Origin of the sequence: Enterobacter cloacae complex sp. FDA-CDC-AR_0132 (assembly GCF_003010695.1) — a bacterium.
Lineage (GTDB): Bacteria > Pseudomonadota > Gammaproteobacteria > Enterobacterales > Enterobacteriaceae > Enterobacter > Enterobacter ludwigii.
Map to the genome: position 1 here is coordinate 4,079,651 of NZ_CP027618.1, position 13,586 is coordinate 4,093,236.

12 protein-coding genes are annotated in these 13,586 nt (G+C 55.5%); 7 read left to right on the top strand and 5 right to left on the bottom strand.

The window, feature by feature from the left end; translation table 11 throughout:
- Nucleotides 1-15 precede the first annotated feature (15 nt).
- The gene (gene treY, locus AM379_RS19760; protein WP_047356470.1) at nucleotides 16-2,484 is read right to left on the bottom strand and encodes a malto-oligosyltrehalose synthase; all 2,469 of its coding nucleotides are present in this window, start codon (nucleotides 2,482-2,484) and stop codon (nucleotides 16-18) included.
- Nucleotides 2,481-4,268 (bottom strand): malto-oligosyltrehalose trehalohydrolase, encoded by a 1,788-nt coding sequence (gene treZ / locus AM379_RS19765; protein ID WP_106504119.1) that lies wholly within the window; start codon nucleotides 4,266-4,268, stop codon nucleotides 2,481-2,483. Before treZ ends, treY begins: the two co-directional genes overlap by 4 nt.
- 132 nt (nucleotides 4,269-4,400) lie before the next feature.
- Here treZ and AM379_RS19770 point away from each other — a divergent pair, with 132 nt between their 5' ends.
- From AM379_RS19770 to AM379_RS19785, 4 genes are all read left to right on the top strand, one after another.
- Nucleotides 4,401-4,928 carry a GNAT family N-acetyltransferase gene (locus AM379_RS19770; protein ID WP_014170096.1) on the top strand — a complete coding sequence of 176 codons (528 nt, stop codon included), beginning with the start codon at nucleotides 4,401-4,403 and terminating at the stop codon, nucleotides 4,926-4,928.
- Between the two features lie 178 nt (nucleotides 4,929-5,106).
- The gene (locus AM379_RS19775) at nucleotides 5,107-5,850 is read left to right on the top strand and encodes a 5'-nucleotidase, lipoprotein e(P4) family (RefSeq protein ID WP_194372958.1); all 744 of its coding nucleotides are present in this window, start codon (nucleotides 5,107-5,109) and stop codon (nucleotides 5,848-5,850) included.
- Nucleotides 5,851-5,992: 142 nt separating this feature from the next.
- Nucleotides 5,993-6,979: an MBL fold metallo-hydrolase gene (locus tag AM379_RS19780; RefSeq protein WP_106504121.1), complete on the top strand. Its 987-nt coding sequence runs from the start codon at nucleotides 5,993-5,995 to the stop codon at nucleotides 6,977-6,979.
- Nucleotides 6,980-6,992: 13 nt separating this feature from the next.
- Nucleotides 6,993-7,904 carry a LysR family transcriptional regulator gene (locus AM379_RS19785; RefSeq protein WP_047744675.1) on the top strand — a complete coding sequence of 304 codons (912 nt, stop codon included), beginning with the start codon at nucleotides 6,993-6,995 and terminating at the stop codon, nucleotides 7,902-7,904.
- Here the strand turns inward: AM379_RS19785 and AM379_RS19790 are convergent.
- Entirely contained in the window at nucleotides 7,895-8,779 is an 885-nt protein-coding gene (locus tag AM379_RS19790) for a LysR substrate-binding domain-containing protein (protein WP_032678177.1), read from the bottom strand. The genes AM379_RS19785 and AM379_RS19790 overlap by 10 nt on opposite strands.
- Before the next feature lie 115 nt (nucleotides 8,780-8,894).
- Here AM379_RS19790 and AM379_RS19795 point away from each other — a divergent pair, with 115 nt between their 5' ends.
- The 3 genes from AM379_RS19795 to AM379_RS19805 all read left to right on the top strand — a co-directional run bounded on the left by AM379_RS19795 (nucleotide 8,895) and on the right by AM379_RS19805 (nucleotide 12,126).
- Nucleotides 8,895-10,385 carry a UbiD family decarboxylase gene (locus tag AM379_RS19795; RefSeq protein ID WP_106504122.1) on the top strand — a complete coding sequence of 497 codons (1,491 nt, stop codon included), beginning with the start codon at nucleotides 8,895-8,897 and terminating at the stop codon, nucleotides 10,383-10,385.
- 153 nt (nucleotides 10,386-10,538) lie between these two features.
- Entirely contained in the window at nucleotides 10,539-10,826 is a 288-nt protein-coding gene (locus tag AM379_RS19800) for a VF530 family DNA-binding protein (RefSeq protein WP_014170105.1), read from the top strand.
- A 7-nt stretch (nucleotides 10,827-10,833) separates the two neighbouring features.
- Nucleotides 10,834-12,126, top strand: coding sequence for a glycoside hydrolase family 10 protein (locus AM379_RS19805; protein WP_032678178.1), 1,293 nt, complete (start codon nucleotides 10,834-10,836; stop codon nucleotides 12,124-12,126).
- 45 nt (nucleotides 12,127-12,171) lie between these two features.
- Here the strand turns inward: AM379_RS19805 and dsbG are convergent, their stop codons facing one another.
- On the bottom strand, nucleotides 12,172-12,930 hold the full coding sequence (gene dsbG / locus AM379_RS19810) for a thiol:disulfide interchange protein DsbG (RefSeq protein ID WP_032678179.1): 759 nt from the start codon (nucleotides 12,928-12,930) through the stop codon (nucleotides 12,172-12,174).
- Nucleotides 12,931-12,972: 42 nt separating this feature from the next.
- Nucleotides 12,973-13,584 (bottom strand): DsbA family protein, encoded by a 612-nt coding sequence (locus tag AM379_RS19815; protein ID WP_032678180.1) that lies wholly within the window; start codon nucleotides 13,582-13,584, stop codon nucleotides 12,973-12,975.
- Between the last annotated feature and the right edge of the window lie 2 nt (nucleotides 13,585-13,586).

A 13,586-nucleotide genomic window follows, 5' to 3' on the forward strand; every position in this document is an offset into this window, starting at 1 on the left:
TTTTGTTCTCCACGATCATTCGCAGGTAAGCAGAACCATTAAGCAACCCGTTTCAGACGTTACATCCAGCGTCTCTTGCAGAACCCGGCTTTCACCGGTGAACAGATCCCGGTAGCGTTTTCCTGCCAGCGCATCGGGTATAGCAATAGTGGTATTGGCCCACAGTGCTTCATGGGTTGTCACGTCGAAGACCAGCCGCGGCACGGCAACAATCAGCGCCTCCTCGTCTTTCACGCGTGCATAAACAATCAGGTTCTCCGCCCGCTCGCCGCTCACCTTCAGCGGCAGCCAGTCACCGTAATGGAATAGCGCGGCATAATGTGGACGAAGCCGTAACAGCGTGGCGGTGACATATTGCTTAACGCTTCCGTCTCGCCAGCATTCCGGGCGGGCAAATACCCCGGCATCCGCCGTGCTGAGGTGGTGCACCAGCGCGGGGAAATCCGGTTCCCGTCGGTTATCCGGGTCGACAAGGCTAAAGTTAAGCGCTTCGCAGCCCTGATAGATGTCCGGTACCCCAGGTGCGGTGAGTTTGATCACCGTCTGGCTGAGGCTGTTCATCAGCCCGGCACGGATAAAGGGCTGCATCGCCTCACTGAAATCCTTCAGGAACAGCGTGTTGTCCGGTGAAAGCAGATGCCGGGCATAGCTCAACACCACGCTCTCATAGCTTTCGTTGCTGTCTATCCAGTCTGTGCGTTGTTTGGCTTCGCGCAGCGCTTTCTCCAGGAAGCCGAGGAAGCGCTCTTCGAGTGATTTCAGCCCGTCGACATCGTCAGGTGACAGCGTGGCGGGCCAGACGCCGGCCAGAGCCTGATAAATCATCCAGGTATCGGCAGCATTCGGTGCGGTACCGTCGCTCAGAAAACGCACGTGGGTTTGATTCATCTGCCGCCAGCGGGCCAGATTTTCGCCCCACTGTTCCGGCGCTTCCGTCAGGGTATAGAGGCGTGCCCGGGCATCTTCACCACGCTTCGTGTCATGGGTGGATGTCCCGAGTAAGGCGTCAGGCTGGCGGGCAAGACGGATGCGCATTTCCTGATGAAAACGCGATAGCGAAAAGGCACGCGGCGTCGGGTCTGCCCCCACTTCGTTAAGCGCCAGCTCCAGGTTATGGCGAAAGAACAGCGTATCTTCCACGGATTTCGCCATCAGTGGCCCGGTGAGCTGCTGGAAGCGGGTTCTGAAACGTGCCGCGTCGTCGTGGCAATTTTCTGGAAGATCGCCCGTGAGAATGCACACGATCAGGCTCAGGGCCGCTTCAGAGGTGTTAACGCTTGCGACAACGCGATTGAGCAGCGCCACGTCAGAGGCGGTTAATCCTTCACGGGTGCCGTAGGTCCGATACACCGGAAACGCGATCAGCAGTTCGCGCAACGCATGGTGGATCTCGTCGGGTTGCAGTTCAACCGCATTGCGTCGGGCAAGATCGGTGGCGATAGTTAACAGGGTAGTGAATTCGCCCTCAAAATTGCGATCGGTCATCAGCCCTTTGGCATCCCGTAACGCTGCAAACCGATCAACGGTTTCCCCGAGCGTGTCGTCATGGATTTTCTCCAGGCGGTCAAGGCGGCTGTCGTCCACCAGAACTTCCGCCAGCGAGGCAATAAACTCGTACCCCGTGGTGCCAGAGACTGGCCATTCGACGGGCAGCTGTTCCCCTTTGGCGAGAATTTTTTCAACCGTGATGTAACACGCCGGTCCGGTTGCCTGGCGCAGACGCTGCAGATAGCCCAGCGGATCGGCCAGACCGTCGATATGGTCAATTCGCAGACCGTCAACGACGCCAGAATGAACCAGTTCAAGGATCAATCGGTGTGTATCATTAAATACCGACGCGTCTTCAACCCGCACGCCCACCAGGCCGGTGATTTCGAAGAAACGCCGCCACGAGAGCTGTTTCGGGGCTTCACGCCAGGACATTAGCCTCCAGCTCTGGGCCTCGTGCAGCGCCGCAATGCTTTTACCCTCCACAAAGGTCCCCGGGTTAAGAGGATAGGCGGTGTCGTAGTAGACCAGCGCGGCTTTGTCCGTGACAGGGTCACATTTTACAGTGATGGCACCCTTCTCAAGCTCCGCCTCAAAGGTGTCGCCCAGAAACGGCAGCGTAAGCGGCCGTGACCAGTCAATATCGAAATAGCGTGCGTAGCGGCTCTGTTTGCCGTGCTCAATCACGTCTCGCCACCAGTGATTCTCCAGCGAGGTCGACATGTGGTTAGGCACAATATCCAGTATCAAGCCCATTCCCGCCTGCCTGAGCGCGGCCGCCATACGGTCGAATCCTTCTCGTCCGCCAATGGCGGGGTCAATTTCATTCGGGTCGGTCACGTCATAGCCGTGCGTAGAGCCGGTCGTGGCGGTGAACACAGGTGAGGCGTAAAGATGGCTGATGCCGAGATCTTTCATATACGGCACCAGTTCCACGACACGGTCAAACGTCATGCCGTTACGGAACTGAATACGGTAGGTCGCGGAAGGGATCATAACGATGCTTCTCCATCAGCAAAGCGAACAACAATACTGTTCGGCGGTAACACCTCGTTCACCTCCGGCCAGCTAAAGAGCGTTTCTCCTGCCAGTGCAGGCACATCAACAGCCTTATTGCCGGTATTGAACGCCAGAGACAACGTTCCGGTCGGGAATCGCCAGCTCACTGCAATCATGCCGGGTGCCGTTCTGATGACTTTGCTCTCCACCGTGACGCCCTTTCGCAGTAACGGAACGATATGACGATGGCGCAACGTCAGCAGCGTTCGCGTGAAGCGAAGCCACGTTTTACCGTCATCGGTGGCGACCTTATTCCAGTCAATTTTGGAGCGAACAAAGGTCTTCACGTCATTCGGATCGGGGACGGACGCATCGTGCCCGGCATGGCCGGTAAACTCTTTTGCGCGCCCTTCTCGCACTGCTTTGGCAAGCTCACCGTGAAAATCGGTAAAGAACAAAAACGGATTGGTTTCACCAAACTCTTCCCCCATAAACAGCAGCGGAATATGGGGCGAAAGCAACAGTGCAGCAAGCAACACCCGTGTTTTATCGGCCCCCGCGAGGGCGATCAGTCTCTCTCCCTGAGCGCGGTTGCCGGTTTGATCGTGGTTTTGAATAAAATCGACAAAAAACTGTGGCGGCTGCGTGTGACATTCCACGCCGCGTGACTTGCCGGTCTGGAGAGAAACCTCGCCCTGATAGACAAAACCTTCCGTCAGCGCACGGGCGAGTTTTTTCTCCGGTTCAAAGGCAAAATCCTGGTAGTACGCATGCGTTTCGCCGGTGGCAAAGACATGCGCGGCATTGTGAAAGTCATCGTTCCACTCCGCGGTAAAAAGCGGTGTCGCACCGTGTGCGTCACGCGGATGCAGGAAGATAACGTTACGGCTGTCTTCGGTGGTGAGATGGATCTGCCGCCCGGGAATAGCCTCGCGAATGCGTTCGGCAATCTCCTGCAGGATATGTTTATCCGACGCGTCTTCAATCTGGTCGATGGCATCAAACCGTAACCCATCAAGATGGTATTCCGTCAGCCAGAACAACGGGGCTTCGGTAATGTATTGCCTGACCGGCTCAGCCTCGTAAGCAATCCCGTTGCCCCAGGGCGTCATCCGTTCCGCGTCGAAAAACGCGGGTGACAGCACAGGCAGATAATTCCCTTCCGGGCCGAAGTGGTTAAGCACAATATCCAGCACGACAGAAAGCCCAAGCCCATGCGCAGCATCGATAAAGGCGTGGAAGTCTTCTGGCGTGCCATAGGCAGCGTGCGGTGCATACAGCAATACCCCGTCATATCCCCAGCCGCGCGATCCGCCAAACTGTGAGACGGGCATGACTTCAATCTGGGTAATGCCAAGTTCAGCCAGGTAAGGCAGTTTTTCAATGGCGGCCCGGAAGGTGCCCTCCGGGGTAAAGGTGCCGATGTGCAGCTCGTAAATCACCGTGTCTTCCCACGGACGCCCTGCCCACTCCCGGTTGCCGGGCGGATACCGTCTGGCATCGATAACAACCGAGGGACCGTTAACATCCCCAGCCTGGGCGCGCGACGCCGGATCGGGTACGGCCATGCCGTCCTGCAAAACATACTGATATTCTGTGCCGTGCGTGACGCCGGGGACGTCAATCTGGAACCAGCCGCTGCCGACCGCCGTCATTGGCAAGTCGTTTTCTGCCAGACGTAGCGTAAGTTCTTTCTGTCCTTCTGCCCAGACGCGAAAACGTACAACGTCATTGGAAATAAACTCAGCACCCCAGTGTTTTTGAAATGTCCTGAATTCCATTCATTGTCCTCGAATGACCCACATTTTACGCGGAATGAAGTACAAGCTTAGTTCAGGATCAAAAGAGTGTTACGCCAGCGGTTTTAATGGCTTCATCTATTATTTATAAAAATATTCGCCACAAGGAATACCATGCAGATTCGAAAAGGATTAAATACCGACCTCGCACGTCTTGAATGCTGTGACTTTTCATTCACCGTCAGTCACGTTGCGCGGGAGCCTTTTATACATTGTGATTTGCATATCGACGCTGTCGCCGTGCCTTATCATAAAACGTATGAGCTCGATATGCAGACCCTTGAAAATCATTGCGTTAATCCGGATGCCATATTTCTTGTGGCCGAAACAGATGAGGGAGAAATTGCCGGTTTTATCACCGCGTCAATGAGCTGGAATAAATTTATCGCCGTTGACTATATTGCCGTTGAGCGCACGAAACGCAGAGCTGGCGCGGCGCAAAAATTGATGGCGGCCGCACACGTGTGGGCGCGAAGCGTCAACGCGGCTGGATTAAGGCTCGAAACCCAGAATGTGAATGTTTCTGCCTGCCTGTTCTACCGTCATTATGGCTTTACGTTAGGCGGATACGATCGTTTCCTCTACAACGCATTACCGGAAAAAGACGAAATCGCCCTGTTCTGGTATTACATGCTGATCTGACTCTGGCTCTAACGGATATTGGCGGACGAAAGCGATTTGTCTGAAAATTATCCACCCGGCGCGCAAGGGAATGTGCGTCAGAATATGACTCACCTGCCTCCCTTCATTTTTCTGTCACTTAATTTCAATACGCTTACATGATTTTGAAAATGACGTTAAGGAAAGAAGAGTGAATTCAATGGCTAAGGCATTACTGCTGGCATTACCTGTTATGAGCGCGACCGCCACGGCAGCCGACCACGAAATCTGTGAGCCGAAAGCGTATGAGATGGCGCTGCGCTACCAACAGAAATCGGCAGAAATTATGGCACTACAGCTGCAGACCTATCGTTTCGCCACCGAGCGTTTTAACGAAAAAATAAAAGGGCTGACTGCGCCTGAGAACTATGCCGTTGTGATGGATCTTGATGAAACGGTGCTGGATAACACTCCGTTACTGGCGCGTGATGCCGAACAGTGCCACGACTACACGAAATGGGACACCTGGAGTGACTGGGAAAAGCAGGGAAAACCGGGATTAATTCCTGGCGCGAAGGCGTTTCTTGATCGCGTGAATCAAAGTAAGGTCCGTATTTATTATGTATCTGACCGGATGCAGGAAAACAAAGCAGATACGCTCAATACGTTAAAATCCCTCGGCTTACCGCAGGTTTCAGAGGATAGCGTTCTGCTCGATACGGTCAGTAAAGAAGCCCGCCGCCAGAGCATCCTGAAGAAACAGCAGATAATCATGCTCTTCGGTGACAGCCTGCCTGATTTCGCCGCGCAATTTAAAAACAAAAAGCCGAGCGAAGCGCAGCGTGAACTCGTTGAGGCCAGTGCCGATCGCTTTGGCAGTGACTGGATTGTGCTGCCCAATGCCGCGTATGGCTCGTGGTCAAAAGCCACGCTTGAAGGCTGGAAAGCCCCGCTGAAGCAATAACGTCTGGCTTGCCGGGTGGCACATTGCTGCCACCCGACATTTGACCCGACCTATCCATCCCGTTTATAGGTCCTATCATTATCAGGCGGGTTCATATAATTTTACGGAGAAGTAAGATGAGCTCTTTCTGAAGGAGACCCTTATGCTGACCGTAAAAAAACTTGCCCTGACAACGCTGATTTCCAGTTCGTTATTGTTCTACCCTGCGCTTCAGGCTTCGGCAGAAACGCCCCAGCACGTGGTTAAACAGCCTGCCGGGGGCTACAGCGTGCAGGTTGGCGATATTATGGTGACCTCGTTTACCGACGGTACCGTGGCGCAAGACCTGCACAAATTACTTCGTCGGACGACCCCGCAGAAAACCGATGCGTTGCTCACACAAAATTTCCAGACCAACCCGGTAGAGGCGTCCATTAATGCTTTTCTGATTGCTCTGCCCGGCCACAAGATTCTGGTGGATACCGGCTCAGGCCAGCTTTTTGGCCCCGGTAACGGCGGGCGACTGATTGAGAGTCTGGCAACGCAGGGGATCGCGCCGCAGGACATCACCGAGATTTTACTGACCCATGCACATTCCGACCATGCCGGTGGCCTGGTCAAAGATGGCAAGGCGGTGTTTACCAATGCGCGCGTTTTTGTCGGCAAACCTGACATCGACTTTTTCTTTAACAACGATAATCAGAAAAAAACCGGCTACGACCAGAACTACTTCGATGTCGCGCTGAAAACCTTAAAACCGTATCGTGATGCCGGCAAGGTGGTTCCTTTTTCCGGAACCTCGCAGCTTCTGCCCGGGATAACCGGCACGGTTCACCCGGGCCATACGCCTGGCTCGGCCTTCTATACGCTGGAAAGTAAAGGCGAGAAAATCACCTTTGTCGGCGATATTATCCACGTCGCGGCGGTACAGTTCCCGCAGCCCGCCGTGACCATCGCCTACGACCAGGATCAGGACGGTGCGGCACGTGTCCGCCAGGATGCTTTTGCTGATTTTGTGAAAAACAGAGACCTTGTCGCAGCCCCCCACCTGCCGTTCCCGGGTATCGGTTACGTCACGAAAGGCGAGCACGGCGGTTACGCCTGGGTGCCCGTCACCTACACCAATCGCGACAGCCACAGCGCAAAGTAAAACGGATAACACGATGACGCCCGTTGCTGAGATGGATATCGACCTGATCCTGACGCTGGATGCATTGCTCCAGGATCAGAACATCACCCATGCGGCCGCGCGGCTCGGCATCAGCCAGCCCGCGATGTCCGCCCGTCTGGCGCGCCTGCGTTCGCTCTTTGGTGAACCGTTGTTTATCCCTTCCCCACATGGACGTGGGGTGTTGCCCACGCCCAGAGCGGAAGCGCTGCGGCCGCAGGTCATGACCGTATTGCGGGGCATTAACGCGATGTTTGCCCCCACCACCTTTGATGCGCAAACCAGCCAGCGGACATTTGTGATTGCCCTGCATGAAAATCCGGCTCTGATGCTGGGTGCGGAATTGCTTAATCAGTTCCGGGCCCATGCCCCGGGGATCCGCTTGCGATTCGCGCTGCCAGAAATGGCAACCCTGCCACAGCAGCTGGAAAAGGGTGATGTGGATGTCTATATCGGTGTGAGCACCGGCGCGCACGACGGCTGGGTCAGACGTAAACTTTTCGATGACCAGTTTGCAACAGCCCAGCGAAAAGGCCACCCCCGCGGTGTCGGGCCACTGGATCTGGAGCACTATTGCGCGCTCTCTCATCTGGTGGTCTCTTCAGAGGGTGACCCGTTTACCGGCTTTGTGGATCAAACCCTGGGCGGACTGGGGTATCAGCGCAACGTGGTGATGTCCACGCAGAGCTACGCCATGGCACCTCCGCTTGTCGCCAGCACGGACCTGCTCTGCACCTTACCGGAACGTATGCTGCAACGCTTTGCCTCGACGCTGGATATCTTTCCCCCGCCGCTGCCGCTGCAGCCGATTACCATCAGCATGTACTGGCACCCGAAAAACAGTCAGGATCCGGCAAGCCTCTGGCTGCGCGAGCAACTGCTGCTGGCCGCGGGACGTCAGATGTGATCGAGGGTATGCAGGAATTTCTTTAACACCTCTGAGCGAATGATCCTGTGGCACACCAGCTTCAGCTCGCTTTCCCTGAGCCTGTCAATGATGTCGACGTACACGACATTCTCCACGCTGACTGCCCTGGCGGAGACCGGCAGTAGCGCCATGCCAAACCCCGCAGAGACCAGGCTGATGACAGTAGGTACGTCGGTGGCGTTTTGTACCACCTCAGGCTGGAAACCTGCACCGTAACAAACGTCATAGAAGTACTGTTCGAGGCCCATTCCCTTCGGGTCGCGCAGGGAGATCCATTTTTCGTCTTTCACCGAGGCGAGCGTAAGCGCGGACGATTTTGCCAGAGGATGCTGCGAAGAGAGCGCCAGCACCGTTTTCTCGGACGTAAACGGGCGGCTTTGCAGGTCGTCAGGCAGAGACGGCAGCGGCGCCCGGATGATGGCCACATCCAGCTGGTTGCTTTGCACGGCGCTATAGAGCGTCTGCACATTCCCCGTCATTAGCGACATGGTGATGGCAGGCCACCGACTGTGCATCTGGCGCAGCGCGGCAGGCAGCCTGGTGTCAAACATGGCGCTCGATACGCACCCGAGATTCAACACCCCTTGCTCCCCCCTCGCCGTTTGTCTGGCGTCCAGTACCGCCTGTTCCGTCAGGGCGATGGCCAGCCTGGCTTTCTCCAGGAAAGCTTCACCGGCCGGCGTCAGGGTTAAACGGCGGTTCGCCCGGCTAAAGAGCGTAACGCCTAACCGTTCCTCTAACGTTTTAATCTGCTGACTCAGCGCGGGTTGTGCCATGTTCAGGCGCTCCGCAGCCCGGTGCATGTGAAGCTCTTCCGCAACGACAATGAAATTACGCATCTGACGAAATTGCATAACGCTTCCCCGAATTTTCGATAATAAATTTATTATCAAAATAGCAGTAATGATGCAATTGATGCTATGGGCTATTGCCATAAAAATGGAGGCATGCAAACACGGGAGGAAAAAAATGGAAAGCCCAGTCAACGATCTCAGAAGTGCCATCGCGTTACTGCAACGCCACGAAGGACAGTATATTGAAACGGATCATCCGGTGGATCCCAACGCGGAGCTGGCGGGTGTTTATCGACACATTGGTGCGGGCGGCACGGTGAAACGCCCTACCCGAACGGGCCCGGCCATGATGTTCAATAACGTTAAAGGCTATCCGGATTCGCGTATCCTGGTGGGCATGCACGCCAGCCGGGAAAGAGCGGCACTCCTTCTGGGATGTGAACCCTCGACGCTCGCGCAGCACGTCGGTCAGGCCGTGAAAAACCCGATCGCGCCGGTTGTTGTTCCGGCATCGCAGGCCCCTTGCCAGGAGCAGGTATTCTACGCTGACGATCCTGATTTTGATCTGCGTAAACTGCTTCCGGCCCCGACCAACACGCCGATTGATGCTGGCCCGTTCTTCTGTCTGGGGCTGGTACTGGCAAGCGATCCGGAAGACAGTTCGCTGACTGACGTCACGATTCACCGTCTCTGCGTTCAGGAGCGCGATGAGCTTTCCATGTTCCTGGCCGCGGGGCGCCACATTGAGGTCTTTCGTAAAAAGGCTGAAGCAGCCGGAAAACCGCTGCCGGTGACGATCAACATGGGGCTCGACCCGGCGATTTATATCGGCGCCTGCTTTGAAGCGCCCACGACGCCGTTTGGTTATAACGAACTGGGCGTTGCCGGGGCGCTGCGTCAGAAACCGGTCGAACTGGTGCAGGGCGTGGCGGTAAAAGAGAAAGCGATCGCGCGGGCTGAAATCATTATCGAAGGCGAACTGCTGCCAGGCGTGCGCGTTAGAGAAGACCAGCATACCAACAGTGGCCATGCGATGCCGGAGTTTCCGGGCTACTGCGGCGAGGCAAACCCTTCTTTGCCCGTCATCAAAGTGAAAGCCGTCACCCTGCGTCACCAGGCAATCCTGCAAACGCTGGTGGGGCCAGGTGAAGAGCACACCACGCTCGCAGGCCTGCCAACGGAGGCCAGCATCCGCAATGCCGTTGAAGAGGCCATTCCGGGCTTCCTGCAAAATGTCTATGCGCATACCGCGGGCGGCGGTAAGTTCCTCGGCATTCTGCAGGTGAAAAAACGCCAGCCATCCGATGAAGGACGTCAGGGACAGGCGGCGCTTATCGCACTCGCGACCTATTCCGAGCTGAAAAACATCATTCTTGTCGACGAAGACGTGGATATTTTCGACAGCGACGACATCCTGTGGGCGATGACCACCCGCATGCAGGGAGATGTCAGCATCACCACTATTCCAGGGATCCGCGGCCACCAGCTGGATCCGTCGCAGTCGCCGGATTACAGCACGTCGATTCGCGGAAACGGCATTTCCTGTAAGACCATCTTCGACTGCACGGTACCGTGGGCGCTGAAGGACCGCTTCGAACGCGCGCCGTTTATGGAGGTTGACCCACGTCCGTGGGCAACAGATTTGTTTGACACAAAACACGACTAGCGCGTTCGCGATACAAAAGAGCGTATGGCTTTCGGGTCATACGCTCTTCTGTTTTTCATCGCAGGCAAAAAGGGAAATTGCCGCTTCCCCTGCTTTCTTGTACCCTTTCGTCGTTAACCCCAACCCCACAAGAACTGAGACATCCGGACGCTTATGACTGCACACCTTTCTAAAGACCCTTTACATGGCGTAACGCTGGAGATGCAGGTCAATGCCCTGGTTGCACGATATGGCTGGAGTGAGTTGGGCGATCGAATCAAAATTAACTGTTTCAGAAAAGACCCAAGCGTTAAATCGAGCCTGAAATTTCTGCGCCGCACGCCCTGGGCTCGCGCAGAAGTTGAAGCCCTGTATCTTGATTCCCTGAATGATGAGGGGATCGCAGAACCGGACGAACCCGCCTTTAACCCCTGGGCTAACAGTCGGATAACCAAGAGCTAAAACGCAAATGACGCGACATGTAAAACGGATTGGTGCGCTGACTGCCTGCGCACTTTTACTTGTTAGTTGCTCCTCAAAACCACCAAAATCACTGGTAACGCCTCTCCCGACCGCGAGCAAACCGACCCAGCAGGCTAACGAGCCGATGCGTGGGATCTGGCTGGCAACCGTCTCACGCCTGGACTGGCCCCCGGTGGCCTCAGTGAATGGCCGCGATGCGCAAGACCGTATCGCGATGCAAAAACAGGCCCTGACGAACAAGCTCGACAAGCTTAGGCACCTCGGTATCAATACCGTGTTTTTCCAGGTCAAACCGGACAGCACGGCGCTCTGGTCGTCTAAAATTCTGCCGTGGTCAGATATGCTCACCGGCAATATCGGCGAGTACCCGGGCTACGATCCGCTGCAGTTTATGCTCGATGAAGCGCACAAACGCGGCATGAAAGTCCATGCCTGGTTCAACCCTTACCGTGTTTCAACCAATACCAAACCGTCGACCATTGCCGCGCTGAACCGCACGTCGTCATTGCAGCCTTCCAGCGTTTATGTCCAGCACCCGGAATGGATTCGTATTGCCGGCGATCGTTTTGTGCTCGACCCCGGCATTCCGCAAGTGCGTGACTGGATAACGCAGGTGGTCACCGAAGTGGTTGCGCACTATCCCATTGATGGCGTGCAGTTTGACGACTATTTCTATACCGAATCACCGGGATCCGCGCTCAATGACGCGCAGACTTTCAGACAATACGGTCAGGGATTTGCCTCTAAAGCAGACTGGCGCCGCCACAATACACAGCAGCTGATTGTGCAGGTCTCCCGGGCCATTAAGCAGACGAAACCGGGCGTGGAGTTTGGTGTCAGCCCGGCTGGCGTATGGCGTAACCGCTCATTCGACCCGGCAGGCTCAGACACGCGCGGTGCCGCAGCCTACGATGAATCCTATGCCGACACGCGTCAGTGGGTGCAGCAGGGTCTGCTGGACTATATCGCGCCACAAATTTACTGGCCTTTCTCCCGGGATGCGGCGCGCTATGACGTGCTGACGAAATGGTGGGCAGAGGTGGTGAAACCGACGCATACCCGCCTGTATATCGGCATTGCGTTCTACAAGGTAGGTGAACCGTCGAAAAATGAACCGGACTGGACGGTTCAGGGCGGCGTGCCGGAGCTGAAAAAACAGCTCGATCTGAACGATTCACTGCCCAACGTGAATGGCACGATCCTGTTCCGCGAAGATTATCTTAACCAGCCGCAGACGCAGGAAGCCGTCAGCTACCTGCGCGGACGCTGGGGTAGCTGACCGGTCAACATCAGGCAGAAACACCCTGTTTCTGCCTGTTTTTGACTACGGCTTCGGCCCAAACATCGCCTCAAGCTGTTTTTCATCCGGCATGCCGACCACCTGCTGAAGCTCATTATCGGCATTCAGATAATAAATGGCGGGCGTAGCGTTCGCGCCCAGGTTGTCCATTAACGTCTGGTGTTTTTGCAGTATGTCGACGGTTTCACGGGATGCAGTGCCCTGCGGTTTTGGCAATTTTTTCCCGCCAGAAAGCTCGTAATCACGCCATGCCGAAACGGGATCTTTCGCATTCAGGATAGCGGAGGCATTACGCCCACTGTTGGGGTTGAGAAACGCCACCAGCAGCGTATTAAGCTGCACCTTGCCCGCCTTCACCCACGGCTGCGCCTCGGACCAGAATTGCTTGCAGTACGGGCAGAACGGATCGGCAAAGACGAAGACTTTGCGCGGAGCGTTATCCGCCCCCTCTTTCAGGGGATGCGCCGCATTCAGTTGCTTCCACATTTCGCGTCCCATCGGGGCGTAGATCTCTTTCTGGAAATAGCCTTCACTCAGGTTTTTTCCTTTTTCATCGTACAGATAGCCAGAAATTACGTGCTTGCCGTCAGGGGTTAAAAACAGCGTAACGCCCATATCCTGATACTGCCCCAGCCAGGCCGGCGCGCCCCCTGGCGCATCAATTTTCTTAATGATTTTGATATTCTGCTGCTCGCTGAAGAGCTTCACCACATCCGGTATCGCTTCAGCGGCCTGTGCCAGCCCTGACGTTGCCAGCACCGACAGTAACAGTAATTTTTTCATTTTCCGCTCCGGGATCATTGGGGGCGAACCGCCCCCTTCACGTTAACGATTTTTCAGTGCGTCACTGACCATTTCATCGAACTGTTCAAAAGGAACCCAGCCCGGGAGTAACCCGTCGCCAATCAGCGTGGCCGGTGTTCCCTGGATACCCATCTTTTCGGCGATGATCAGGCTGCGTTTGATCGTCACCAGGCTCTCATCATCAGGCGTTGTGACGTTCACCCCGGCCCGTTTTTGCGCCTCCTGAATGCTGGCGTCATCGTGATATCCCTTTTTGGCCATCAGGGTATGGTTAAATTTCATAAACTGCTCAGGATGCGAGCGCCAGACGGTTAAGGCATCGCGTGCTGAGGTCAGTGAACTTTCCGACCGGAAAGGCAAAAACTTAAATACCACCGCCACATCCGGGTGTTTTTCGACGATCTTTTCCAGGTAAGGATCGAATTTCTTGCAGTACGGGCAGTTGTAATCCGTAAAGACCACCAGGGTGAGCTTCGGATCCTTAGCGCCAATGCGCGGCGAGTCCGGGTCGTTAAACAGAAAGTCATAAACCATCTTCTGTGCACGTTGCTCCTGTTCCGGCGTCATGGTCTGCGCCGCCATCACCTGCGCTGAGGTCAACAGTAGCAGAAGCGTAATAAGGATTCTTTTCATAA